Genomic DNA, 24,527 nt, shown 5'->3' with positions numbered 1-24,527 from the left:
CTTAGATACTTAGGCGACAAAGGAACTTAAAAGAGGGTTTAATTTATGGCGACAATGAAGGATGTTGCCCAGCTAGCAGGCGTCTCAACAGCCACTGTATCACGTGCATTGATGAACCCTGAGAAAGTCTCAGTTTCAACTCGTAAGCGAGTGGAGACAGCAGTACTTGAAGCTGGATACTCACCCAACACATTAGCTAGAAACTTACGTCGCAACGAATCAAAAACCATCATCACTATCGTTCCTGATATCTGTGACCCATATTTCGCCGAGATCATTCGTGGTATCGAAGATGCCGCAGTAGAGAATGACTACCTTGTTCTACTGGGTGACAGCGGTCAGCAAAAAAAGCGTGAATCTTCCTTTGTTAACCTTGTCTTCACTAAACAAGCTGACGGCATGTTATTGCTTGGCACTGACCACCCGTTTGATGTCAGCAAGCCTGAGCAAAAGAACTTACCACCGATGGTAATGGCGTGTGAGTTCGCTCCTGAGCTTGAACTCCCAACAGTACACATCGATAACCTGACCTCTGCATTTGAAGCAGTGAATTACCTAGCTCAGTTAGGCCATAAACGTATCGCTCAAATCTCAGGCCCAGTCTCAGCAACCCTGTGTAAGTTCCGCCAACAAGGCTACCAACAAGCACTGCGTCGTGCAGGTGTGGCAATGAACCCAGCCTACAGCACTGTCGGCGATTTCACCTTCGAAGCCGGTGCTCAAGCGGTTCGTCAATTACTGGCACTGCCTGAACAACCAACCGCTATCTTCTGTCACAACGATGCGATGGCTATTGGTGCGATTCAAGAAGCGAAGAAGTTAGGTTTACGTGTTCCTCAAGACCTATCAATTGTTGGTTTCGATGACATTCAATTCGCTCAATACTGCGATCCACCGCTAACCACCATTTCTCAACCTCGTTATGAGATTGGACGCCAAGCGATGTTGATGATGTTGGATCTACTGAAAGGCAACGATGTGCAAGCAGGTTCGCGTCTGCTAGAAGCCAAATTAGTGGTTCGAGGCAGTACTGCGCCACCTCGAATGTAAGCCTTAGAAATACCGATATAAATCTGCGGCACATTTTGATGTGCCGCTTCCATTTCTGCACTATTATCCTCGCGCAATCTGGATTACCATGAGAGCAGAATTACCAACTACTGAATTGTCTTGTGGCTAATAGAGATTATGTAAAGCGCGGTCGTGGCACGAAGAGACCGACCAAGAAGCAAGCCCCTCGCCGTAAACCATGGCGTAGTGGTCTTTTGGCGATCCTCCTTGTTGGCGGATTTGGTTACGGACTTTACTTATTGAGTAATGACCCTGAGCCACCAGCGCCGGCTCCAGTCGTGAGCAAACCAAAGCCTAAGCCAAAACCAGCGAAAGTGATTCCGCCACCTCCAGAAGAGAAGTGGGACTACGTTGAAACGCTGCCGAGCCGCGAGATTGAAGTCAAAGCCAAAGAGCAAGAGATCTCTAAGATCCCTTACATCATGCAGTGTGGCGCTTACAAAACCTCAGCACAGGCAGAAGCACGTAAGTTGGATATTGCCTTCCAAGGTATCTCGAGTGAAATCCGCAAGAAAGACGGCAGTAGCTGGTACCGCGTGGTTCTAGGACCATACAAGTTGAAGCGTGATGCCGAGCGAGATCGCCACAAGCTACAACGCGCGAAAATCGAACCTTGTGCTATTTGGAAAGATACCGAGTAGTGACAAGCAATAGCGCAGTTGTGTAACCGCTAGACTCGCAACAAACACTGAAAGCCTCCCATTGTGGAGGTTTTCTTTTATTTACTCCCTTTCGCCAAATTTCCTTACAACTTCCACCGATAAGTTGCGCGACATCACTCGCCCTTCCTTGAATTATCCGAGTGCCATCCTCATATACTTTTTATACCCAAAGATAAGAATATTAAGAGGCCCTACTCGTGACTACCATTGTATCTGTACGTCGTAATAATAAAGTCGTCATCGCGGGTGATGGACAAGTATCTCTAGGCAATACTGTAATGAAGGGCAATGCCCGTAAAGTACGTCGCCTATACAACAACAAAGTACTGGCAGGTTTTGCTGGCGGTACCGCTGATGCTTTCACGCTATTCGAAAAATTTGAAAGCAAGCTACAAATGCACCAAGGCCACCTTACCAAAGCTGCCGTTGAGCTGGCGAAGGATTGGCGTAGCGACCGTGCTCTACGAAAATTAGAAGCACTGCTTGCAGTAGCGGATGAAACCGCTTCACTGATCATTACGGGTAACGGTGATGTAGTTCAACCAGAGAACGACCTGATTGCTATCGGTTCGGGTGGTAACTATGCACAAGCCGCTGCTATCGCGTTACTAGAAAATACTGATTTAGATGCGCGTGAAATCGCAGAGAAGTCGCTGAATATTGCTGGCGATATCTGTGTGTTCACCAACCATCATCACACTGTTGAAGAGCTAGAAAGCACTGTTGAGCTGCCAAAGCCAGAATAACAAACGCTTCTACCCAAGACCTTGTATCAACAGTGATTAAAGAATTAAGGAAAAACCATGTCTGAGATGACTCCTCGCGAAATCGTTCACGAACTCAATCGCCACATTATCGGCCAAGACAACGCTAAGCGTTCAGTGGCTATCGCACTACGTAACCGCTGGCGTCGTATGCAGCTTGAAGAAAGCCTGCGTGTTGAAGTATCACCAAAGAACATCCTGATGATCGGTCCAACCGGTGTTGGTAAAACAGAGATTGCTCGCCGCCTAGCGAAACTAGCAAACGCGCCGTTCATCAAGGTAGAAGCGACTAAGTTCACCGAAGTGGGCTACGTGGGTAAAGAAGTTGAAACCATCATCCGTGACCTAACGGACGTTGCGATCAAGATGACGCACCAGCAAGCGATGGAAAAAGTACAATACCGCGCTGAAGAGCAAGCTGAAGAACGCATTCTTGATGCCCTACTGCCACCAGCACGCGATGCTTGGGGTCAGAACGAGCAATCAAACGAAGATGCTACTTCTTCAAACACTCGTCAGATTTTCCGCAAGAAACTACGCGAAGGTAAGCTAGACGACAAAGAGATCGAAGTTGATGTAGCCGCACCGCAAATGGGCGTTGAAATCATGTCACCTCCTGGCATGGAAGAGATGACCAACCAGCTACAAGGCATGTTCCAAAACCTAGCGGGCGACACCAAGAAAAAGCGTAAGATGAAAATCAAAGACGCATTCAAAGCACTGACTGAAGAAGAAGCTTCGAAGCTTGTGAACCAAGAAGAGCTAAAAGAGAACGCGATCTTCAACGCTGAAAACAACGGTATCGTATTCATCGATGAGATCGACAAGATCTGTAAGCGTGGCGACAGCTCAGGCCCAGACGTATCTCGTGAAGGTGTTCAACGTGACCTACTGCCTCTTATCGAAGGCAGCACAGTATCAACTAAGCACGGCATGGTTAAAACTGACCACATCTTGTTTATCACATCAGGTGCATTCCAAGTGGCTAAGCCATCTGACCTGATCCCTGAGCTACAAGGTCGTCTGCCAATTCGTGTAGAACTTGAAGCGCTTTCAGCGAATGACTTCAAACGCATCCTAACTGAACCAAAAGCATCTCTAACAGAGCAATACATTGCCCTAATGAAAACAGAAGATGTGAGCATTGAGTTCACTGAAGATGGCATCAACCAGATTGCTGACGCTGCATGGCGCGTGAACGAAACCACTGAAAACATCGGTGCACGTCGCCTACACACAGTAATGGAGCGCCTGATGGATGAGATTTCATTCGACGCAACAGACAAGGCTGGCAGCAAGCTAGTGATTGATGAAGCTTACGTAACAGCGAAGCTTGGTGAGTTCGTTGAAGACGAAGACCTAAGCCGCTTTATCCTGTAGCACACGAAACTCCAACTTATTGCTCTAACTCAAAGAAATAGCAGCTAATAAGCGAATTCAAGGCCCACTTTCGAGTGGGCTTTTTATTACCCGAAAAATGGGCGTATACTCAAATCACAGTATGAAACGAAGACTTACAACGAAATAGACCTACGATGAAACAATCTCTACTGATTTGGCTTGATGCCGCACGACCGAAAACTCTGCCTCTCGCACTCGTCTCTATTCTTACAGGAAGTAGTTTAGCGTTCGCCAGCGATCAGTTTTCTTTATCGATAGCACTACTGGCTTTTTTAACCGCCACCCTATTGCAGATTCTGTCGAACCTAGCCAATGACTACGGTGATGCAGTTAAAGGCACAGACAACGAAAACCGTCTTGGTCCAACACGTGCGATGCAGTCTGGCGCGGTCACCGCTAAAACCATGAAGCAAGCCATCATCCTCAACATCGTGTTTACCATGATTGTTGGACTGATTCTGATTTTTCATGCGCTGACCTCAATTGAAAGTATCTTATCTTTCATCGCATTAGGCGTATTAGCGATTGTGGCAGCCATTGCTTACACCGTGGGTAATAAGCCTTATGGTTACATTGGTCTTGGCGACTTATCGGTGTTTATCTTCTTTGGCTTGTTAGGCGTGTCGGGGACTTACTTCCTACACACAGGTCATGTTGAACCAAGCCTGTTCCTTCCGGCATTAGGCTGTGGCTTGATGGCGGTTGCGGTACTCAATATCAACAACATGCGTGACATCGAAAACGACAGTGAATGTGGCAAACGCACCATGGCAGTTCGCCTTGGTCAACGCAAAGCCAAACACTACCACTTTGCACTGCTTGGTTTAGCGCTCGTCTCTTTTGCTATTTACCTACTGATTCAAGAAAAGCCAGTTTGGATCAGCCTGCCGTTTTTACTGAGCATTGTTATTGTCTACAAGCATGGCAAGGCGGTTTGGGAAACAGAGAAACCAGCACAAATCGCGCCAATGATGCCTGTGATTGTGAAATGCTCATTGGTCACTAACCTATTGTTTGCAGGGGTTGTCGTAGCTCAAACTCTATTGAGTTAATTGAGACTAATCATTGCAAAGGGATCAAGCACCGATATACTCAAAGTAAGCTCATTGTTCAAAAGGTATACGAATGGAATACAACACTTCAGCACTGTGCGACATATATTTGGATCAAGTTGATGTCGTGGAGCCAATGTTCAGCAACTTCGGTGGACGTGCATCCTTCGCAGGACAGATCACGACATTAAAGTGCTTTGAAGACAACGCTTTGATTCGATCGGTATTAGAGCAAGATGGTCTAGGGCGTGTGTTGTTAATCGATGGTGGCGGCTCACTGCGTAAAGCGCTGATCGACGCTGAGATGGCCTTACTTGCCGAAGACAATGAGTGGGAAGGGATTGTGGTTTACGGCTGCGTTCGCGAAGTCGATGAACTTGAAGACATGAACCTAGGCATCCAAGCCCTAGCTTCAATTCCGGTTGGTGCAAGCCAAGAAGGTGTCGGTGAGATAGACGTACCAGTGAACTTTGGCAGCGTAACCTTCTTACCGGAAGATTACCTCTACGCCGACAACACAGGCATTATTCTTTCTGCTGAGCCTTTGGATGTTGAGCTTGATTTGGATGTTGAAGAAGAGGTTGAGTAAACCCTGTTAACTCCAAACTACCCTTTCCAAAATTAAGAACAAACAAAAACGCCCGCTACTGAGTAGCGGGCGTTTTTTAAATCTAAAGAGTGAATTACTCTACTTCATCCATTTTACCAAGAAGGTTACGGATGCGATCTTGCCATGCTGAATGCTCTTCTTGCATCTGCTGAGTTTTTTGCTCTAACTCGTGACGGCTTGCTTTAAGCTCACCAGCTTCAGTTGCTAGTGCTTGTTTCTCTTCTTTAAGCTCTTCCACTTCCATTTGAAGAAGTGCAATTGTATCTACTGCTGTTTGAATTTTTGCTTCTAGCTGCTCTAGTACTTCAAAAGACATTCTGGCCTACCTTTAAGTTATCCATTTGATGGTGAAGGTTCACTCCACTTATTTCCCCATTCTACTCAGCAGAGCAAGGATAAACACTCAATATATTCGATATTTTGCGCCATTCGATGAAAAAAACAGCGCTTTTTACCGAATATTGACGTGAATGATTACTGCCACAACGGCAAACCAATTATTTTGATGAATATTAGCGGTTTTCCACTGCAAATTGATCGAGAGCAATCCCGAAAAAACAAAAAGGCAAACGTTTCCTTTTGGATATGGTAAAATCCGCCGCGAAATTTCTATTCCCCCTTTGAAAATTTTGGAGTCCGCATGAAACGCGATTTAGCAATGTCATTCTCTCGTGTCACAGAAGGTGCAGCACTAGCTGGTTACAAGTGGCTTGGCCGTGGCGACAAAAACGCTGCAGATGGCGCTGCTGTAGAAGTCATGCGTAGCCTACTTAACAAAACCGAAATCAGCGGTGAGATTGTTATTGGCGAAGGTGAAATCGATGATGCACCTATGCTATACATCGGCGAAAACGTAGGTGTAGGCGGCGACGCTGTCGACATCGCAGTTGACCCAATTGAAGGGACACGCATGACAGCAATGGGCCAATCAAATGCATTGGCAGTATTGGCTGCAGGCGAAAAAGGCAGCTTCCTTAAAGCGCCTGATATGTACATGGAAAAGTTAGTTGTAGGCCCGGGCGCTAAAGGCGTTATCGACCTAGAGCTACCACTGAAAGAAAACCTAGAAAACATTGCTAAGGCTCTAGGCAAAACACTCGATACATTAGTAGTAACGACACTGGCTAAGCCACGTCACGATCAAGTTATCGCCGACATGCAAGCAATGGGCGTTCGTGTATTCGCAGTGCCAGATGGCGATGTTGCAGCTTCTATCCTAACCTGTATGCCAGACAGCGAAGTAGACGTAATGTACTGCATCGGCGGCGCACCTGAAGGTGTAGTTTCTGCTGCTGTTATTCGTGCACTTGACGGTGACATGCACGGTCGTCTTCTTCCTCGTCACGAAGTAAAAGGCGACACAGAAGAGAACCGCAAACACGGTGAACTTGAACTAGAGCGTTGTGCAGAAATGGGCGTAACCGCTGGTATCGTGTTGAAGATGGAAGACATGGCTCGCAGCGACAACGTTGTATTCTCAGCAACAGGCATCACTAAGGGTGACTTGCTAGAAGGCATTTCTCGTCAAGGTAATATCGCGACAACGGAAACACTACTTATCCGTGGCCGCTGCCGCACGATCCGCCGCATCAAATCAATCCACTACCTAGAGCGTAAAGATCCTGAAGTAGTGGGTCACATCCTGTAAACCACCTCCGGTTCACAGCGAGTAGATAATAACCTGAAGAACGCTAGCGCCTCTTCGGTTAATGCAAAAATCCCCATTAGCTGAGTTAATGGGGATTTTTTAATGGATAGCGAATAGCGATTAGATTTTTTGGATCATATCGACATCAATCTGAGTCGTCGTCCATTCAGAATCGACCTCACCACGGATTGTCACGGTATCTTGTGGCGAGACCTCTTGTCCCATCCAGTTTTCATGATCGATCTCCACTTCAATCTCACCACTCGCGTCTTTAAACAAGTAGAGCTCGCCTCCTAGAGATTGCACAATACGGCCAGTTAGCACGACAAAACTATCATCTGCCGCGCTCTTAGCTTGTTCAACATTACTCACCGCCGGAGCGCTCGGGCCATTAAACGCAGCCATTACCGAACTCGACATCAGAGCAAGTGTCATTGTGAAAAGTAGTTTGTTCATACTGATGATTCCCTAGAGTTAAAAGTAGTAAGTCGAACTAACATTCAGTGAAGCGGTATTAGCATAGCTATCCAGTTGGTATTTGGCGTTGGCACCCACAGTAAAACCAGAAGTGATTTCGTATTCCGCACCAATCGAAACCACAGCGCCAAACTCATTATTTTTTTCTGAACGATGGAAAAGCGTGTTATTCAGTTCGACATCATCGTTGACTACAAGCTCGAACTCTTCTGATTTACGTACCGAAGACTCGTATTGTGTGTAAGTCACGCCCGCCTTAATTTTCGTGGTCCATTTGTCGCTGACGGCATAGCTGAATACCGGCGCTAACGTGATTTGTTTGGCTTTGATTGAAGAGTCCCACTCCATTTCATGCTGGTACATCTGACCTTCAATATCAGCGATACCCATGTTTTTTGAACGCTCATCATCAAGTTCGAATTGGCTGTAACCTAATTCAATTGCCCATGATTCATTGATAGCATAACCAACAAAGCCACCTAAAATACCGTCTTCTAGTTCAGGGTTAAGGTTCACACCGTCGGCCTGAAAAGACGTTTCAAAATCGTGGTCTGTCGAACCAAATCCGTATTCCAAACCAACATAAGGCGCAGCGGCAACTGAAAATGAGTTTAGGGCAAGGGCTACTAGGATTGTTTTTTTCACTGTGTTTCTACCTCTTTATTTCGATAGAGGCATTATCTGAAAACGCTCGTGAAGTGATCGTGAAGAAAAAGAAAATTCTCAGATATTTATAAACACAGCGTAGAGAAAATGACAAAATAGTAAATGGTTTGCTTTATAAACACCTTGCCTCATAATAGTAAGGTTCATGAGGTAGGGATAGTATGAAAACAAGCGACAAAATCTTACAGACCATTAAGCGTCAAGGCGCAGTAACTGCGAAACAACTGTCAGAAGAATTTGGCATGACGACAATGGGTGCGAGGCAGCATCTGCAAAGTCTGGAAGATGATGGCATTCTTGCGTTTCATGACGTGAAAGTAAAAGTGGGTCGCCCGACTCGTCACTGGTCCCTTACTCAACACGGCCACGGACAATTTTCAGACCGACACGGTGAACTGACCATTCAAGTCATTGATGCAGTCGAGAACCTGTTTGGTAAAGAAGGGCTCGCTAAGGTCGCTGCCGAGCGTGAACAGCACACCCTCAAGCAATATCAATCTGCCCTATCTGGCTGCAATGACCTGATCAGTAAGCTCGAAAAACTAACTCAACTTCGTGAAGAAGAGGGGTACATGGCAGAACTTCAAGAACATGATGATCATTACATCTTGATCGAAAACCACTGCCCTATCTGCAAAGCAGCGACTCGTTGCCCTAGCCTATGCCAGTCAGAGCTCAATGTTTTCACAGAACTACTCAAAGACGAATGCCACGTAAGCCGCACTGAGCACATTATTGCTGGCGAGCGACGTTGCACTTACACGTTAACGCCCACGCCTTCATCGTAACTCCAAGCGCCTAAAACCTAGCGCTAGGCCACTGATCTCGTCTCAATATTGAGAAAACACCAATAGAACAAAATTTGTACAGAATTCTTTCTTAAGCTTAAAGCATATGAAACATGCTTAATGCTAAGGAAGGAATGATGGCACATCCACAACCCAATCAAAAACTGCCACCCTTTGATGAACTTGTCCAACTCGCGAAAAGCGATCCTAAAGCATTCAATCAATTCAAACACGAGATGTGCGAACAGATGATTTGTTCGGCTTCTGAAACCATGCAAGACCGACTCCGCGCTCAGCAAAGCCACATCGACTTAGTGGTGAGCCGTTGTAAGAACCCGCACCATGCCAATGTCGTACTTATGCAGGAGTTGCGCTGTCAGGTTTGTAAGTTCCAAGACGCACTCGAAGGCCGCTGCGGTTTTGAAGAAACTCTACCAGAAAATGTGGTGCCTTTTAGACCCAATACAGAGCCGAAAATGTATTAAAGCGAATATAAGTTAACAGAAGATACAGATGACAATCAGACTGTTATAAAACAAAAAAGGGAGCGCAATGCTCCCTTTTGTTCATTCATCATTACGCGATTACACCGGGTCTTCGCCGTAATCATTGCGACCTTCAGTGCCTTTCATCAAGCCACATTCAATCAGAATCCATAAACCACACACTAATGCTGCAACGGTTGCCACCATATGAACTGGCGATACCGACTCTGTTGTCGTCGCAGCCATTGGTGAAGCCAAACGACCTAACACCAGCGGTACATTCAGCAGTAACCAGTAGTTCGATTTGTTACGGTCGTGCCAACGCTTGGCGGTTACCGCAAGATCTGGGATAACCAGCATCAGTAGGAAGATTGGTAGTAGAATGTAAGAGTACGCAGGGAACAAAACCGAGATACCAGAAGCAAAACCAGTAATCGCAATGTAGTAGAAAATGTTCCACATCCAGTAAGTCTTACGACCAATTCTCCCTTTGAAAGAGAGCAGTAAATCTTTCATCGACATCTAAAAATACTCAAAAATTAATACGCTACCAAAAAAGTTAGCAGCAAATTGCTCGTTAATCACTTTTATTAAGTTAATCACTTTTATTAAAAAAATCAGTTAATCACTTTCTGAAAGCAGCTTTTATCCATATCTCTTATGTTCACCGTAAGGCTGCGGATATGGCTCGCCTGTTCTTGTAAGGTTTGCATTAACGAACGCGACAGTTCTCTTTTCTGTTCTTCGGTACGCCCTGAAAGTAACTCGAAGCTAATGTGAATAAAATCCACACTGTCTTCTTCATCACCGACTAGCCAGTTATGACAACGCAGTGAACGCGACTTCACAGAAGGCACATCAAACAAGCCACAGTTTAATGCAACTTTATGAAGATCTTCTAGTAAACCTTGGATATTCACTCGCTCGTCCACTGAATTTGAGTACTCTAGAACTAGATTCGGCATTATTACTTCCTATTGTTAACGCAATCGTTTGTCCCTTAATACCAACTAACGATGAAAAATCCGAGAAGTTAGCTATTATTCTGTCTGCCGGATCACTGATATATGCTCAAAATCTACTCTGACCATTGAGTAAGATCCAAGAAAGTCATGACCACAGTCATGATCTGTTGATATTAATCTGTTATATTATTTCGTAATAAAGTTTACTTTTTTACATTCGATTTATTTAAATACTTTGGAGATATTCCTATGCGTCATCCTGTAGTTATGGGTAACTGGAAACTAAACGGCAGCAAAGAAATGGTTGTTGATCTACTAAACGGTCTTAACGCTGAACTTGAAGGCGTAACAGGCGTAGACGTAGCAGTTGCTCCACCAGCACTTTTCGTTGATCTTGCAGAGCGTACGCTTACTGAAGCGGGCAGCGCGATCATCCTAGGTGCTCAAAACTCTGACCTAAACAACAGCGGTGCATTCACTGGCGACATGTCTCCAGCAATGCTTAAAGAGTTCGGCGCATCTCACATCATCATCGGTCACTCTGAGCGTCGTGAATACCACAACGAATCAGACGAGTTCGTAGCTAAGAAATTCGCATTCCTAAAAGAGAACGGCCTAACTCCAGTTCTTTGTATCGGTGAATCTGAAGCACAAAACGAAGCAGGCGAAACTGTTGCAGTATGTGCACGTCAACTTGACGCTGTTATCAACACTCAAGGTGTTGAAGCTCTTGAAGGCGCTATCATCGCTTACGAACCAATCTGGGCTATCGGTACTGGTAAAGCAGCTACAGCTGAAGATGCACAACGCATCCACGCTCAAATCCGTGCACACATCGCAGAGAAATCTGAAGAAGTTGCTAAGAAAGTTGTTATCCAATACGGCGGTTCTGTTAAGCCAGACAACGCAGCAGCTTACTTCGCACAACCAGACATCGACGGTGCTCTAGTTGGCGGCGCAGCTCTTGACGCGAAAAGCTTCGCAGCTATCGCTAAAGCAGCAGCTGAAGCAAAAGCTTAATTTAAACTTCACCGTTTAAATTGAATGAAAGGTCAACTCAGGTTGGCCTTTTTTATTGCCTGTCATTCCTGAAACCTCAAATAATAGGCACAAAAAAACCGCTGATAGATCAGCGGTTTTTAAATTCTTTAAGCGAACGCTAAGCGTAGCTTAGAACAACTCTTCTGCAACGCGGAACAGCTCAGAACGGTCTGGGTTCTGCATGTTCTCGATACAATCGATGATGTCGTGGTGAACAAGTTCTTCTTTCTCGATACCAACACAACGACCACCGTGACCTTCTTGAAGAAGGTGAACAGCGTAGTTACCCATGCGAGAAGCCAATACACGGTCAAACGCAGTAGGACGACCACCACGTTGGATGTGACCAAGAACCGTTGCACGAGTCTCACGACCTGTTGCTGTTTCGATCTCTTTAGCAAGCTCGTTTGCGTCCATCATAAGCTCAGTTAGAGCGATGATTGCGTGCTTCTTACCTTTAGCAATTCCATCTTGGATGTTGCCGATAAGCTGCTCTTTATCTAGGCCAGTCTCTGGAGTAATGATGTACTCACAACCACCCGCGATTGCTGACATAAGCGTAAGGTCACCACAGTGACGGCCCATGATTTCAACAATAGAAATACGTTGGTGAGAAGAAGACGTGTCACGTAGACGGTCGATTGAATCGATAACTGTGTTAAGCGCAGTTAGGTAACCGATTGTGTAGTCAGTACCTGCGATATCGTTATCGATTGTGCCTGGAAGACCGATACATGGGTAACCCATCTCAGTTAGCTTCTTAGCACCCATGTAAGAACCGTCACCACCGATAACAACAAGTGCTTCGATGCCGTGTTTCTTAAGGTTCTCGATGCCTTTCTCACGAACAGCAACGTCTTTAAATTCAGGGAAACGTGCAGAACCTAAGAAGGTACCACCACGGTTGATTACGTCAGATACGCTTGAACGGTCAAGCTTTTCGATACGGTCTTCAACAAGGCCTTGGTAGCCATCGTAAATACCGTAAACTTCAATGCCAACTGATAACGCAGTACGAACAACGCCGCGAACTGCTGCGTTCATACCTGGAGCGTCACCACCACTGGTCAAAACACCGATCTTCTTAATCATGCTCACCCTCGATTTTTGGGAATCTATTATTCAATTCTTGTTCTTGCTGATTGTATATCAACAAGATTTTAAATCTATATTTGTGCGTTATGTTACATTTCCTCAACAGGAATAGCACTCAAATCGCGTAAAATTATGTAACATTTCTACTTCTGTAAGAGTATTACAGTTTTACTCAATAACTTTGTTGATTCACATCAGAATCAACATTAATTGTTACTAAGGTGGTTTTTGAATCACCTAACAGTTAATAATTTTTACTCACTTTAGTTCAAAAGCCACTCACTTACCATTTGCCCGCTGATTTTTAGCACGCATTACCACGAGTGGAATTTCTGCTGCTTCTCTGGTCCAAATACCACCGAATACGGGTCTTGGTGAATTAATACATCAGCATCAGGGAACACGGAGATAAGCTTAGCCTCTACTTCGTCAGAAATGCGATGCGCTTCAATAAGTGGGATATTATCTTCCAATTCTAGATGCAGTTGAATGAAGCGAATTGGCCCCGAACGACGCGTTCGTAATTGATGCACACCCAACACGCCTTCCACGCTCAATGATGTCTCTTTAATCTGTTTCAGCTCATCATCTGGCAGCTTATGGTCAAGCAGAGACTGAACCGCTTCCATCGCCATTTGATAAGCGCTGTACAGAATGTAGATACCAATACCGACCGCGAATACTGAGTCCGCCTGACCAATCCCAAACCAGCTCAATGCCAGTGCCAACATGATCGCGGCATTCATATAAAGGTCTGATTGATAGTGCAGAGAGTCGGCCGCAATAGCTTGGCTGCCTGTTTTGTTGACCACATGCTTTTGGAATCGAACCAAACCGAAGGTCATCACCATCGCAAATAAGCTGACGTAGATACCAATCTCTGGAGAGTTCAGTTCATGAGGTCGGAAGAAGCGCTCAATACCATTGAGAATAAGGAAACATGCAGAGCCTGAAATAAACATCGCCTGCGCTAATGCAGCAAGCGATTCAGCTTTACCATGACCAAAGGTGTGCTCTTTGTCGGCAGGCTGCAGAGAATAACGAACCACGATAAGGTTAACGACAGAGGCCGCGATATCCAGCATTGAATCCACGACGGAAGCCAACAGACTCACAGAACCTGTCACCCACCACGCTGCGACTTTCACTATCAATAAAATAGTGGCGATGGTGGTGGCTGCCCAAGCGGCGAGCGTAACTAAACGTGCGTATTCTTGTTTCATAACTTGGCTATAAAGTGACTGATAGCACAAAGTATAACCTGCAAACAACCAATTGAATATGACAGCCATGATGTAAAGCATTCATTTTTAAGGATCAAAAAAAGCGGCACTCGGCCGCTTCTTTCTAAACACTTTCATTCAACGCTGATTTCTCAAACAATGAATTACTTGTCTTTGTTCATGCGTTTTTCCATTTTGTCAGCACACTTAGTCATGCGCTCTTGTTGGATTTCTTTCAGTTGAGTCTTTTGCTCAGCCGTTAGTACGCTCATCATTTCGTGTTGCTTCTTAAGCATTGCTACGCGACGCTCAGTTTGCTTCTCGACCATTTGGCTTGCTAGGTCGTTTGCTGCTGCTTCATCGAAGTTGTCAGCCAGTACCAATGCTTGAACTTTCTCTTGGTGCGCTTTCATTTTCGCCATTTTATCGGCTTTATTGCCAGCGTGTTTTTCTTTCATCTCAGCGCGGTTGGCTTCGCGCATCTCTTTCAATTCTGTTTTTTGTGCATCAGTCAGGTCTAGTTGACGCATCACTTTCTTATCGAAGCCACCACATTTACCGTGCATGCCTTTGTGGTCGCCTTTATCGCCGCCGCCATATGCGAACGCGCTTGCTGTACCTAACATTAGTGGAAGTGCCGCAGCTGCTAGTACAAGTTTCTTAGTCATTTTCATAATTGTTGCCTCAATTCGGTATAATAAGTCATGTGTTGCGTCTGTTTCTCAGCGCTTAGATATAGATTAGTCTTTCCCTCGTAAAGTGACGTTTAGAAAGCGTAAAGAATCGTAAAGAGTGAAAGTTGACGAATAATTAGCAGTATTATGAGGGCATGTTGATCTTTCGAGCTGATTTTTGCAGCGAGTTGCCTGGGTATTTCTACAAGACAGAGGCTTTGATGTGTAGCTAGCCTACATGAGAAGCCGATAACGCAGTAGAAATGACCAGCAAATGCTGCCCGAAGGGTTCGGCTAAAAGCGTTTTACTCTTTGTTGAGGGGAATTTGCTTAGAATGACTAGGCTACTTCCCCCTCGCCGCGATTAAAACGCTTTTATCTCGAACAAAATTTAACCGCGAAAGGCCAACATGCCCTAAAGTGTAAATAACCAATTAAGGCTTCCCAATGGCGAACATTCTTCTTATTGATGACGACACCGAGTTAACCAGCTTACTCAAAGACATTCTGAGCTTTGAGGGCTTCACTGTTTCCGAAGCCAATGATGGCTATGCAGGACTTGAAGCTATCAATGATGAGATAGACCTGATTCTTTTGGATGTGATGATGCCGCGTCTTAATGGCATGGAAACACTAAAGAAACTGAGAGAAAATTGGGAAACACCAGTATTAATGCTGACTGCTAAAGGTGAAGAGATCGATCGTGTGATTGGTCTTGAGCTTGGCGCGGACGATTACCTGCCTAAACCCTTCAGTGACCGAGAGTTGTTAGCGCGTATTCGAGCTATCTTGCGTCGAACTCAAACCGCCACCACGCCTAAAGCGGCCAGTGATAGAGTTCAATATCAAGACATCGAAGTCTTCCCTGGCAAACAAGAAGCCTACTGCAATGGTGAGCTCATCGACCTCACCACAACCGAGTTCGCACTACTGAGCCACCTTATCCAAAACCCAGGGCAAGTGATCACCAAAGAAGCATTGAGCCTAGATGTATTAGGTAAAAGGCTCGCAGCATTTGACCGTGCGATAGACATGCACATCTCCAATCTGCGTAAGAAGATTCCTGAGCGCACTGACGGTAAATCACGCATCAAAACCTTACGAGGCCGTGGCTACTTATTGGTAGAGGAAGATTAATGCGTATACCTAAAATCACCAGCTTATATGGACGTATCTTTGCTATCTTTTGGTTCACCATGTTACTGGTGCTTTTGTCGGTGCTGTCACTTCCCCATTTAGACCCTCGAGTCGCGCGAGATGTGCCCGCAGATCACCTCGATAAACTCGAACGTATCGCTAAAATCACAGAGAAACGCTACACCAAAGAACCAAATCTGGGCAAAATTGTCTTCCAACTTGAGGCTCCACGCAGCCGCAAAGATTCTCGCGCTCGCATCTACCTGACCGATCTTGAGGGCGCAGTCCTTACCTCGAAAAGGCATTCAGACTACAAACTTAAAGCGATTCGCAACTTTGTTACCTCGATAGATAACCCTGAAGTGCCGAAACAAAAACTGTACGGACACTACATGGTGGCAGGTCCAGTACCGATCAAACTCGCGGGTGAAGAGCTGTTGATGTACGCCGGAATAAAGTGGACTCAACCACCGCCATTCTTGTTACGCCTGTTTGATAGACCTCTGCAGTTACTGCTTGCGGTTATGCTGGCGAGTACCCCGCTATTGCTTTGGCTAGCTTGGGCACTGAGTCAACCCGCTCGCAGGCTAGAACGCGCGGCACAACGTGTGGCGAAAGGTCAATTCGAGGTCGATCCAACACTCGAGAAAGGTACTTCAGAGTTCAGACAAGCCGGTGAAAGCTTTAACCAGATGGTCGAAGCGGTAAACCAGATGATTTCGGGGCAACAACGCCTGCTCTCTGATATCTCACACGAGCTCCGCTCCCCACTGACACGCCTTCGCATGGCCAATGCACTGGCGATTCGTAAACAAGGTGAGAGCCAAGAGTTAGAACGCATTGATACCGAAGCACAGCGTTTGGAACAGATGATCAGTGAGTTGCTGACGCTATCTCGTATGCAGGTCGACAGCCATATTACTCGTGAGGTTCAGCCTATCTCGAGCCTATGGGAAGAGATCTTAAAGGACGCAGAGTTTGAAGCCGAACAGATGGGTAAACAACTGACGTTTTCGGAGATCCCAGAACGCTCTATTTCGGGCAACCCTAAGCTGCTGATGAGTGCGCTAGACAACATTACACGCAATGCCATCTACTACGGTAAAGACCAAGTCGATGTGCAATTCCATGTGGTTCAAGATCAGCTAACAATTTGCGTCAATGATAATGGTGATGGTGTACCTGATGATGAATTAGATTCTATCTTCAGACCTTTCTATCGCGTTTCCACTGCCCGTGATCGTAATACCGGCGGCACAGGTCTTGGATTAACCATTACTGAAAGCGCGATTCGCCAACACAGCGGAACCATCACCGCAACCCGTAGCCAGTTAGGTGGATTACAGCTCGAAATCACCCTGCCTATCTTACCGGTGTAATACCCCCACAAAGATCACAGTTGATAATGATTGTTATTATCATTATGGTGAATCCTCTAATTAAGGAGGATTTACCATGTCACACACTTTCCCTGCTTTACCCTACGCTTACGATGCCCTAGAGCCTTACATTGACGCTAAGACGATGGAAGTACACTACAGCAAGCACCATAGAACCTACTACGATAAGTTTGTTGCAGCGGTTTCTGGCAGCGAGCTAGAACAGCAATCTCTGACCGAGATCTTCGCCAACATCTCTCAGCACAGCCCGGCCGTGCGTAACAATGGCGGCGGCTACTACAATCACATCTTGTATTGGAACTGCATGTCGCAAGACGGCGGTGGTGAACCGACGGGCGAGCTTGGTGAGGCTATCAAGAGTACCTTCGGAGATTTCGAGACATTCCAAGATCAGTTCGCTCAAGCGGCGATCAATACCTTTGGCTCGGGCTTTGCTTGGCTAGTGGTAGAGCAAGGACAACTGAAAATCGTCTCAACCTCGAACCAAGACAATCCGTGGATGGATACCGTAGCCAGTGATGGCGAACCGATTCTTGCGCTCGACGTTTGGGAACACGCCTACTACATCAGCTACCAGAACCGTCGCCCTGATTACATCAATGCATGGTGGAACGTGGTGAATTGGAATGCCGTATCTGAAAACTACGCGCAAGCCCTAGCGAACCAAGCCTAAGCTGAGGGTGGCGAACTGTACTCACTCAGCTTGCCACCGTATACTCGGGCTATCTTTGATTACTCTTGTGAACCAACATGTTTGATATCGCTCTATACGAACCAGAAATTGCACCCAATACGGGTAACATCATCCGCCTATGTGCTAACTGCGGCGCAAACCTGCACCTGATTGAACCGCTAGGCTTTGATTTTGAAGAGAAGAAGGTCCGTCGTGCTGGCTTGGATTACCACGACCTTGCACGAGTAAAGCGTCACAAGAACCTAGAAGCTTTCCTTGAGTATCTAGAGAATGAACGCGAGGGTGATTTCCGCATCTTTGCTTGCACCACTAAAACGACAGGCCACCACATTGATGCGAAATTCCAACAAGGTGATGTGTTGATGTTTGGCCCTGAGACTCGCGGCCTGCCTGCTGAGTTCATCGAGAGCATGCCAATGGAACAACGCATTCGCATTCCAATGATGCCAGACGCACGCAGCCTCAACCTATCTAACGCAGTGGCAATCATTGCTTTTGAAGCATGGCGACAAATGGGTTTTGAAGGCGCGGTATAACCTAACCCTCAAACTAATCTGTTATCTGTTATCTGTTATCTGTTATCAACAGTAAAAAGTAAGTAACAGCAGACGACAGACAATAAAAAAGGCTCTTACCATTATCACTTTCTTGCGAAGGATAAAGGTAAGAGCCTTTTCTGTTTTTCCTCTGTATAAAGAGAGAAAAATTAATTAGTTTAAGCGGTTACGATCGTTGTCGTCGTCTTTCTTCTCAAACTCACCTTCAAAGGTGTTGCCGTCTTTTGATTGGTCAGATGGATCGCGATTGAATGGGTCTTGTCCAAATGGGCTCTGGCCAAAACCAGCTTGTCCACCCGCATGGAAACCGCCAGACATATTGGTCACCACCATTTTTTCCATCATTTTCTTGGCAATCATCGCTCTTGGTGCTGGCAGCAGTACCAACATACCAAGTGCGTCCGTCATAAAGCCCGGAGTCAGCAGCAATACACCGGCAACTGCAAGCATCACGCCTTCAAGAATCTGTTGTGCTGGCATTTCGCCTTGTTGCAAACGACCTTGCACAGACATAAGTGTCTGAATACCTTGGCTACGAACCAGCGATGCACCCACAAATGCAGTGATCAGAACCAACGCAATAGTTGGCCACAATCCTAAGAAGCCACCAACTTGAATAAATAGCCCAATCTCAATGATGGGTACGAAGATAAATAGTAATAATAAGATAGGAAACACACGCCCTCCTTTGTTACTTGCAGTTTACGCTGAAAGCCCTAACAATCTCAAATTTATCCTGTAAATAAGCGTGTTTATTGACCAAGAATAACTTTGCAAAATATTGACTAAACAAAACCGAAAAAGGTGATCCACTTAATATTTTTATGCGCTAAGTACAGTATCATGTGCCACATAAGTCAGGACGGATTTATCAGCCCAATATTCTAGCGAACGGAGTATTTGCACACAGAATAGGCTAATAACTAACTATATAATCAGAATAATTCTCTAAGGATCCTGTTATGGCTACTCAATCAGAAGCTCAAGTTGAAGCTCCTCAAGCTACTCGTCTCGAAGAAGATCTATTAGGTCAACGTCATGTTCCGGCTGATGCTTACTACGGCATCCACACTCTACGCGCAGTTGAAAACTTCAACATCTCAAATGTAACCATCTCAGATGTACCTGAATTCGTTCGCGGTATGGTGATGACTAAGAAAGCGGCGGCTTTAGCAAACAAAGAGTTAGGTGTAATTCCAAGCGAAGTGGCTAAATACATCATCCAAGCTTGTGACCTAATTCTAGACACGGGCAAGTGCATGGATCAGTTCCCATCGGACGTTTTCCAAGGTGGTGCTGGTACTTCTGTGAACATGAACGCAAACGAAGTTGTTGCGAACGTGGCTCTTGAACTTATGGGCAAAGAAAAAGGCCAATACGAGTTCATCAACCCGAATGACCACGTAAACCGCAGCCAATCGACAAACTGTGCTTACCCAACTGGCTTCCGTATCTCTGTTTACAACAGCGTTCGTAAACTGATTGATGCGATCGAATACCTAAAAGGTGCATTCGAGCTTAAGAGCCAAGAATTCAACACGATTTTGAAGATGGGTCGTACTCAGCTTCAAGACGCAGTTCCAATGACGGTTGGCCAAGAGTTCCACGCTTGGGCTGTAACCATCAATGAAGAAATCAAAAACCTAGAATACACTTCAAAACTACTGCTTGAAGTTAACCTAGGCGCAACGGCTATCGGTACAGGTCTGAACGCAGCACCGGGTTACCAAGGCCTAGCAGTTAAACACCTAGCAGAAGTAACGGGCCTAGAGTGTGTTGCGGCTGAAGATTTAATCGAAGCAACATCTGACTGTGGCGCATACGTAATGACGCACGGCGCACTTAAGCGTCTAGCCGTGAAACTGTCTAAAATTTGTAACGATTTACGTCTGCTTTCTTCTGGCCCTCGTACTGGTCTGAACGAGCTAAACCTACCTGAACTGCAAGCAGGTTCTTCAATCATGCCTGCTAAAGTAAACCCAGTTGTGCCAGAAGTAGTAAACCAAGTTTGCTTTAAAGTTCTAGGTAACGACAACACGGTTTCTTTCGCTGCAGAAGGTGGTCAACTGCAACTGAACGTAATGGAACCCGTTATTGCACAAAGCATGTTTGAGTCTCTAGACATCCTAACAAACGCTTGTGTGAACCTACGCGACAAGTGTGTAGACGGCATTACTGTAAACAAAGAAGTATGTGAATCACACGTATTTAACTCTATCGGTATCGTCACTTACCTAAACCCATACATTGGCCACCACGAGGGTGACATTGTTGGTAAGATCTGTGCTGAGACAGGTAAGAGCGTGCGTGATGTGGTTCTAGAGCGCGGTTTATTAACCGAAGAAGAACTTGATGACATTTTCTCTGTTGAAAATTTGATGCATCCTCAGTATAAAGCGAAGCGCTACGAATAAAGTTAGCGAGAAAGGGCTCCAAACGGAGCCCTTTTTTAGGCTCCAATACGGTTAACCATGATTATTTTGTGGATTTCTGTTGGTTGCGCTTTTGCCAAATTGAATCTAAACCATAGAACTATTATGTGAACATTCCAGCGGCGAATGTTCACATAATAAAATCTAAATGAGGTGTTACTTATGATTGCAGTAGAACTGTTTGTCGTCCTGCTCTTTATCTTTTTGGGGGCCAGAATTGGCGGTATCGGTATTGGTTTTGCCGGTGGTGCTGGTGTTATTGCCCTTTCACTTATTCTTGGCGTTCCAACAAGCCAATCTTTCATCCCGATCGACGTAATCTTGATCATCATGTCAGTTATCACCGCAATTGCTGCAATGCAAGTTGCTGGCGGTATGGACTGGTTGGTACAAATTGCCGAAAACTTTTTGCGTAAACACCCTGAACGCATCACCTTTTACGCGCCGATTGTGACCTTTGTAATGACACTGATGGCGGGTACTGGTCACACAGCATTCTCTACGCTTCCTGTTATTGCAGAAGTAGCGAAAGGCCAAGGCGTTCGTCCTTCTCGTCCACTGTCTATCGCAGTTGTCGCTTCTCAAATTGCTATTACAGCTTCGCCAATCTCGGCTGCGGTTGTGGCTTTCGCAGCAATGCTGGCACCATTTGGTGTTGATTACCTAACGCTATTGATGGTTTGTATCCCAACAACCTTCATCGCTTGTATGGTTGGTGCAGTTGTTGCTAACTACATGGGTAGCGAACTGAAAGACGATCCTGTTTACCAAGAGCGTCTAGAGAAAGGCCTAATCAAACTGGCGACAGAAGAGAAACGCGAAATTCTACCTACAGCGAAGAAAGCAACGTACATCTTCCTAGCAGCAATTGGTTTCGTGGTTTGTTACGCAGCGGCTATCTCTAGCTCTGTTGGCCTAATTGAAAACCCAGCACTAGGTCGTAACGAAGCAATCATGTCTGTGATGCTAGCAGCAGCAGCGGCTATCGTGATGTTCACTAAGATTGACGCAGCTAAGATTTCTTCAGCACCAACATTCCGCTCTGGTATGACGGCGTGTGTATGTGTACTTGGTGTAGCTTGGTTAGGTTCAACGTTTGTAAACGCACACGTTGCTGAAATCAAAGACGTTGCTGGTGCTCTACTTGCTGACTACCCTTGGATGCTGGCTCTTGTTCTGTTCTTCGCTTCTATGCTGCTTTACTCTCAAGGCGCAACAACGGTTGCACTGATGCCTGCAGCACTAGCGATTGGCGTAGCACCACTAACAGCCGTTGCTTCTTTTGCTGCGGTAAGTGCGCTGTTCGTACTTCCAACTTACCCTACGCTACTAGCAGCGGTTGAGATGGATGACACAGGCTCAACGCGTATCGGTAACTACGTATTCAACCACCCATTCTTCATTCCAGGTGTGGTAACAATCAGTACTGCGGTAGCACTAGGCTTCGCATTCGGCGGTCTGTTTATCTAACATTCGCTGGTGATTGAACATTAAAAAGGAAGCTTCGGCTTCCTTTTTTGTTTTCTACTCAATGTGTTATTTGATACGCATCAAATAACCATTATAAACTTTAAAAAACGCCTAAAAATAAAGTTTGAATAAAATTCCAAGATTATTCAGACCGATCATAAACAACACCTACCAAATCAATCTCCTCCCACTTCCAGTTAATCCACAACGAATATTAATCCAAGCTAACTAACCAAAAAACCTAGACGATCTTCTGCCATTTTTCAGCCCGTTCATTAGCCATTATTTTTGTGAACAGCACCAAACTTAAATACCAAAGTAAGGAATAAAATAACCGCAGCTAAATTAAATCTAACTTCATTTGGATTAGTAAATATAAAAACAAACTTAATTTAAAGTCAGCAACTTTATATCGTTGAGTGCTTTATAAGTGTCTGTGTATTTACAATCTATAAATCATTAGTCGCTAATTCACATCACTTCTATTTAAGATGATGTAAGGAGATAGCCATGACAGCTCAAACGATACCAAGCGAGAAAAAAAAGGGCGGCTTCTTTGCCAACTTTAAATTCCCTTCTGCCTACACCATTCTATTTATTCTGATTGCGTTCGTCGCACTGCTCACCTGGATTGTTCCAGCAGGCCAATACGACCGTGCAATGAATGAAGAGCTAGGCCGAGAAGTACCTGTAACCGGAACCTATCAAGCGGTAGAAGGTAACCCTCAAGGCGTGATTGATGTACTGCTAGCGCCTATTGACGGCTTCTACGACCACAATAGCTATGAAGCGGCGGCTATCGACGTTTCGCTGTTCATCTTAATCATTGGTGGCTTCTTAGGGCTAGTAACCAAAACGGGAGCTATTGATGCCGGTATCGAACGCGTTACCGCCCGCTTAGAAGGGCGAGAAGAGTTGATGATACCAATACTGATGGCACTGTTTGCCGCAGGTGGTACCGTCTACGGCATGGCGGAAGAATCACTGCCCTTCTATACATTGCTAGTGCCTGTAATGATGGCAGCTCGCTTTGACCCTCTAGTTGCCGCTGCGACCGTGCTGCTTGGCGCAGGTATTGGGGTGCTGGGTTCAACGATTAACCCATTCGCAACCGTGATCGCTGCCAACGCCTCTGGTATTCCATTTACAGACGGTATCGTGTTGCGCATTGCGATGTTGATTATTGGTTGGGGTATTTGTGTTGCCTACGTAATGCGCTACGCAAGAATGGTTCAAGCCGATCCAACAACATCAATTGTCTACGACAAATACGAAGAGAACAAAGCGCACTTCTTAGGTAATGCGAGCGGCGAAAAACTTGAATTCACCGCGACTCGCAAACTGATTCTGACCATTTTTGGTGGCTCGTTCGCTGTGATGATTTACGGTGTATCCGTTGCTGGGTGGTGGATGGCTGAGATCTCAGCGATGTTCTTAGCAGCAACCATCATCGTTGGTATTGTGGCTCGCATGAGCGAAGAAGAGTTTACCACCAGCTTCATTGATGGTGCCCGCGACCTACTTGGCGTTGCGCTCATCATAGGTATTGCACGTGGTATTGTGGTGGTGATGGACCGCGGTATGATCACCGATACTATTCTCTTCTCTGCAGAACAGATGGTAACGGGGCTTTCTTCGGTTATCTTCATTAACGTGATGTTCTTCTTAGAGATTCTACTGTCGTTCTTAGTGCCATCAACCTCTGGCTTAGCGGTACTTACCATGCCAATCATGGCACCATTGGCTGACTTTGCCGGTGTAGGTCGTGACCTGGTTATCACTGCGTACCAATCAGCATCTGGCTTGGTGAACCTAATCACCCCAACCTCAGCGGTGGTGATGGGTGGCTTGGCGATTGCTCGCGTCCCTTACGTGCGCTGGGTTAAGTGGGTGATGCCACTAGTCGGTATCTTGATGGTGTTCTGCATTGTTGTACTGAGTATTGGTGCGCTTATCTAACTAACAGCACTTCACTCCTTTCTCATCCAAAGCCGCTTCTTACAGCGGCTTTTTTATTGCACTCCCTCAATGTAACCCTCTGCTACTGAAACAGCTCCTCAAAGCCATACACGCGATATTCAAGGTATCTTCTGTTCGTAGCTAAGCTCTACCAAACTCAAAGCACTCGCAATAGAAGAATCAAACCTAGGTTTAAACATCAAATTAGCTTGATGAAATAACACTCTATTTTCAACCATGATGTTTAAACAAATAG

The 24,527-nt window shown here is 45.6% G+C and carries 26 protein-coding genes; 17 read left to right on the top strand and 9 right to left on the bottom strand.

Annotation, left to right across the window (positions count from 1 at the left end; all coding sequences use genetic code 11):
- Window positions 1-45: 45 nt before the first annotated feature.
- The 6 genes from cytR to rraA all read left to right on the top strand — a co-directional run bounded on the left by cytR (window position 46) and on the right by rraA (window position 5,539).
- The gene (cytR, locus tag MSG34_RS19740; RefSeq protein WP_017630922.1) at window positions 46-1,050 is read left to right on the top strand and encodes a DNA-binding transcriptional regulator CytR; all 1,005 of its coding nucleotides are present in this window, start codon (window positions 46-48) and stop codon (window positions 1,048-1,050) included.
- A 122-nt stretch (window positions 1,051-1,172) separates the two neighbouring features.
- The gene (gene ftsN / locus MSG34_RS19735) at window positions 1,173-1,712 is read left to right on the top strand and encodes a cell division protein FtsN (RefSeq protein ID WP_017630921.1); all 540 of its coding nucleotides are present in this window, start codon (window positions 1,173-1,175) and stop codon (window positions 1,710-1,712) included.
- A gap of 218 nt (window positions 1,713-1,930) precedes the next feature.
- A complete protein-coding gene (gene hslV, locus MSG34_RS19730; RefSeq protein ID WP_017630920.1) occupies window positions 1,931-2,479 on the top strand; it encodes an ATP-dependent protease subunit HslV in 549 nt (182 codons plus the stop codon).
- 57 nt (window positions 2,480-2,536) lie between these two features.
- Window positions 2,537-3,877: an HslU--HslV peptidase ATPase subunit gene (hslU, locus tag MSG34_RS19725; RefSeq protein ID WP_176680542.1), complete on the top strand. Its 1,341-nt coding sequence runs from the start codon at window positions 2,537-2,539 to the stop codon at window positions 3,875-3,877.
- A 155-nt stretch (window positions 3,878-4,032) separates the two neighbouring features.
- The gene (locus MSG34_RS19720; protein ID WP_248339154.1) at window positions 4,033-4,950 is read left to right on the top strand and encodes a 1,4-dihydroxy-2-naphthoate polyprenyltransferase; all 918 of its coding nucleotides are present in this window, start codon (window positions 4,033-4,035) and stop codon (window positions 4,948-4,950) included.
- A gap of 73 nt (window positions 4,951-5,023) precedes the next feature.
- Window positions 5,024-5,539: a ribonuclease E activity regulator RraA gene (gene rraA / locus MSG34_RS19715; RefSeq protein ID WP_176680544.1), complete on the top strand. Its 516-nt coding sequence runs from the start codon at window positions 5,024-5,026 to the stop codon at window positions 5,537-5,539.
- Window positions 5,540-5,633: 94 nt separating this feature from the next.
- On the opposite strand, the gene zapB is transcribed toward rraA, so the two are convergent.
- The gene (gene zapB, locus MSG34_RS19710) at window positions 5,634-5,876 is read right to left on the bottom strand and encodes a cell division protein ZapB (protein WP_008219652.1); all 243 of its coding nucleotides are present in this window, start codon (window positions 5,874-5,876) and stop codon (window positions 5,634-5,636) included.
- Window positions 5,877-6,200: 324 nt separating this feature from the next.
- Between zapB and glpX the strand changes: the two genes are divergently transcribed.
- Entirely contained in the window at window positions 6,201-7,208 is a 1,008-nt protein-coding gene (gene glpX, locus MSG34_RS19705) for a class II fructose-bisphosphatase (protein ID WP_017630917.1), read from the top strand.
- A 120-nt stretch (window positions 7,209-7,328) separates the two neighbouring features.
- Here the strand turns inward: glpX and MSG34_RS19700 are convergent, their stop codons facing one another.
- The gene (locus tag MSG34_RS19700; RefSeq protein WP_248339153.1) at window positions 7,329-7,664 is read right to left on the bottom strand and encodes a NirD/YgiW/YdeI family stress tolerance protein; all 336 of its coding nucleotides are present in this window, start codon (window positions 7,662-7,664) and stop codon (window positions 7,329-7,331) included.
- Between the two features lie 18 nt (window positions 7,665-7,682).
- Window positions 7,683-8,330, bottom strand: coding sequence for an AcfA family outer membrane beta-barrel protein (locus tag MSG34_RS19695; RefSeq protein WP_248339152.1), 648 nt, complete (start codon window positions 8,328-8,330; stop codon window positions 7,683-7,685).
- A 182-nt stretch (window positions 8,331-8,512) separates the two neighbouring features.
- Between MSG34_RS19695 and MSG34_RS19690 the strand changes: the two genes are divergently transcribed.
- A complete protein-coding gene (locus MSG34_RS19690; RefSeq protein WP_017630916.1) occupies window positions 8,513-9,139 on the top strand; it encodes a metalloregulator ArsR/SmtB family transcription factor in 627 nt (208 codons plus the stop codon).
- A gap of 137 nt (window positions 9,140-9,276) precedes the next feature.
- Window positions 9,277-9,624, top strand: coding sequence for a DUF3135 domain-containing protein (locus tag MSG34_RS19685; protein WP_017630915.1), 348 nt, complete (start codon window positions 9,277-9,279; stop codon window positions 9,622-9,624).
- A 99-nt stretch (window positions 9,625-9,723) separates the two neighbouring features.
- Here MSG34_RS19685 and MSG34_RS19680 read toward each other — a convergent pair whose 3' ends face one another.
- Both MSG34_RS19680 and MSG34_RS19675 read right to left on the bottom strand, forming a co-directional pair.
- Window positions 9,724-10,146, bottom strand: coding sequence for a DUF805 domain-containing protein (locus MSG34_RS19680; protein WP_017630914.1), 423 nt, complete (start codon window positions 10,144-10,146; stop codon window positions 9,724-9,726).
- A 95-nt stretch (window positions 10,147-10,241) separates the two neighbouring features.
- Window positions 10,242-10,589 carry a 5-carboxymethyl-2-hydroxymuconate isomerase gene (locus MSG34_RS19675; protein WP_176680545.1) on the bottom strand — a complete coding sequence of 116 codons (348 nt, stop codon included), beginning with the start codon at window positions 10,587-10,589 and terminating at the stop codon, window positions 10,242-10,244.
- Window positions 10,590-10,838: 249 nt separating this feature from the next.
- Between MSG34_RS19675 and tpiA the strand changes: the two genes are divergently transcribed.
- Window positions 10,839-11,609: a triose-phosphate isomerase gene (gene tpiA / locus MSG34_RS19670; protein ID WP_086715832.1), complete on the top strand. Its 771-nt coding sequence runs from the start codon at window positions 10,839-10,841 to the stop codon at window positions 11,607-11,609.
- A gap of 150 nt (window positions 11,610-11,759) precedes the next feature.
- On the opposite strand, the gene pfkA is transcribed toward tpiA, so the two are convergent.
- From pfkA to MSG34_RS19655, 3 genes are all read right to left on the bottom strand, one after another.
- Entirely contained in the window at window positions 11,760-12,722 is a 963-nt protein-coding gene (pfkA, locus tag MSG34_RS19665; protein WP_017630912.1) for a 6-phosphofructokinase, read from the bottom strand.
- A gap of 317 nt (window positions 12,723-13,039) precedes the next feature.
- Window positions 13,040-13,948: a CDF family cation-efflux transporter FieF gene (fieF, locus tag MSG34_RS19660; RefSeq protein ID WP_029235400.1), complete on the bottom strand. Its 909-nt coding sequence runs from the start codon at window positions 13,946-13,948 to the stop codon at window positions 13,040-13,042.
- A 164-nt stretch (window positions 13,949-14,112) separates the two neighbouring features.
- Window positions 14,113-14,622 carry a CpxP family protein gene (locus tag MSG34_RS19655; RefSeq protein ID WP_017061162.1) on the bottom strand — a complete coding sequence of 170 codons (510 nt, stop codon included), beginning with the start codon at window positions 14,620-14,622 and terminating at the stop codon, window positions 14,113-14,115.
- Window positions 14,623-15,069: 447 nt separating this feature from the next.
- Here MSG34_RS19655 and MSG34_RS19650 point away from each other — a divergent pair, with 447 nt between their 5' ends.
- The 4 genes from MSG34_RS19650 (at window position 15,070) to trmL (ending at window position 18,389) form a co-directional block, all read left to right on the top strand.
- Window positions 15,070-15,759 (top strand): response regulator, encoded by a 690-nt coding sequence (locus MSG34_RS19650; protein ID WP_248339151.1) that lies wholly within the window; start codon window positions 15,070-15,072, stop codon window positions 15,757-15,759.
- Entirely contained in the window at window positions 15,759-17,138 is a 1,380-nt protein-coding gene (gene cpxA / locus MSG34_RS19645; RefSeq protein WP_050652559.1) for an envelope stress sensor histidine kinase CpxA, read from the top strand. The genes MSG34_RS19650 and cpxA overlap by 1 nt, the downstream gene beginning before the upstream one ends.
- 76 nt (window positions 17,139-17,214) lie before the next feature.
- On the top strand, window positions 17,215-17,832 hold the full coding sequence (locus MSG34_RS19640; protein WP_248339150.1) for a superoxide dismutase: 618 nt from the start codon (window positions 17,215-17,217) through the stop codon (window positions 17,830-17,832).
- A 77-nt stretch (window positions 17,833-17,909) separates the two neighbouring features.
- Window positions 17,910-18,389, top strand: coding sequence for a tRNA (uridine(34)/cytosine(34)/5-carboxymethylaminomethyluridine(34)-2'-O)-methyltransferase TrmL (gene trmL, locus MSG34_RS19635; RefSeq protein ID WP_248339149.1), 480 nt, complete (start codon window positions 17,910-17,912; stop codon window positions 18,387-18,389).
- Window positions 18,390-18,563: 174 nt separating this feature from the next.
- On the opposite strand, the gene MSG34_RS19630 is transcribed toward trmL, so the two are convergent.
- Window positions 18,564-19,088: an FxsA family protein gene (locus MSG34_RS19630; RefSeq protein ID WP_012604974.1), complete on the bottom strand. Its 525-nt coding sequence runs from the start codon at window positions 19,086-19,088 to the stop codon at window positions 18,564-18,566.
- Window positions 19,089-19,372: 284 nt separating this feature from the next.
- Here MSG34_RS19630 and aspA point away from each other — a divergent pair, with 284 nt between their 5' ends.
- The 3 genes from aspA (at window position 19,373) to MSG34_RS19615 (ending at window position 24,271) form a co-directional block, all read left to right on the top strand.
- Entirely contained in the window at window positions 19,373-20,824 is a 1,452-nt protein-coding gene (gene aspA / locus MSG34_RS19625; RefSeq protein ID WP_019821539.1) for an aspartate ammonia-lyase, read from the top strand.
- 180 nt (window positions 20,825-21,004) lie between these two features.
- On the top strand, window positions 21,005-22,312 hold the full coding sequence (locus MSG34_RS19620; protein ID WP_017061168.1) for an anaerobic C4-dicarboxylate transporter: 1,308 nt from the start codon (window positions 21,005-21,007) through the stop codon (window positions 22,310-22,312).
- A 510-nt stretch (window positions 22,313-22,822) separates the two neighbouring features.
- Window positions 22,823-24,271, top strand: a complete 1,449-nt coding sequence (locus MSG34_RS19615; protein WP_052880307.1) for a YfcC family protein — start codon at window positions 22,823-22,825, stop codon at window positions 24,269-24,271.
- Window positions 24,272-24,527 lie beyond the last annotated feature (256 nt).

The sequence above is a fragment of the Vibrio sp. 1CM2L genome, assembly GCF_023161695.1.
Taxonomy (GTDB): Bacteria; Pseudomonadota; Gammaproteobacteria; order Enterobacterales; family Vibrionaceae; genus Vibrio; species Vibrio coralliirubri.
The sequence above is the reverse complement of the archived record's forward strand: the minus strand, read 5'-3'. Positions and strand labels throughout refer to the sequence as shown.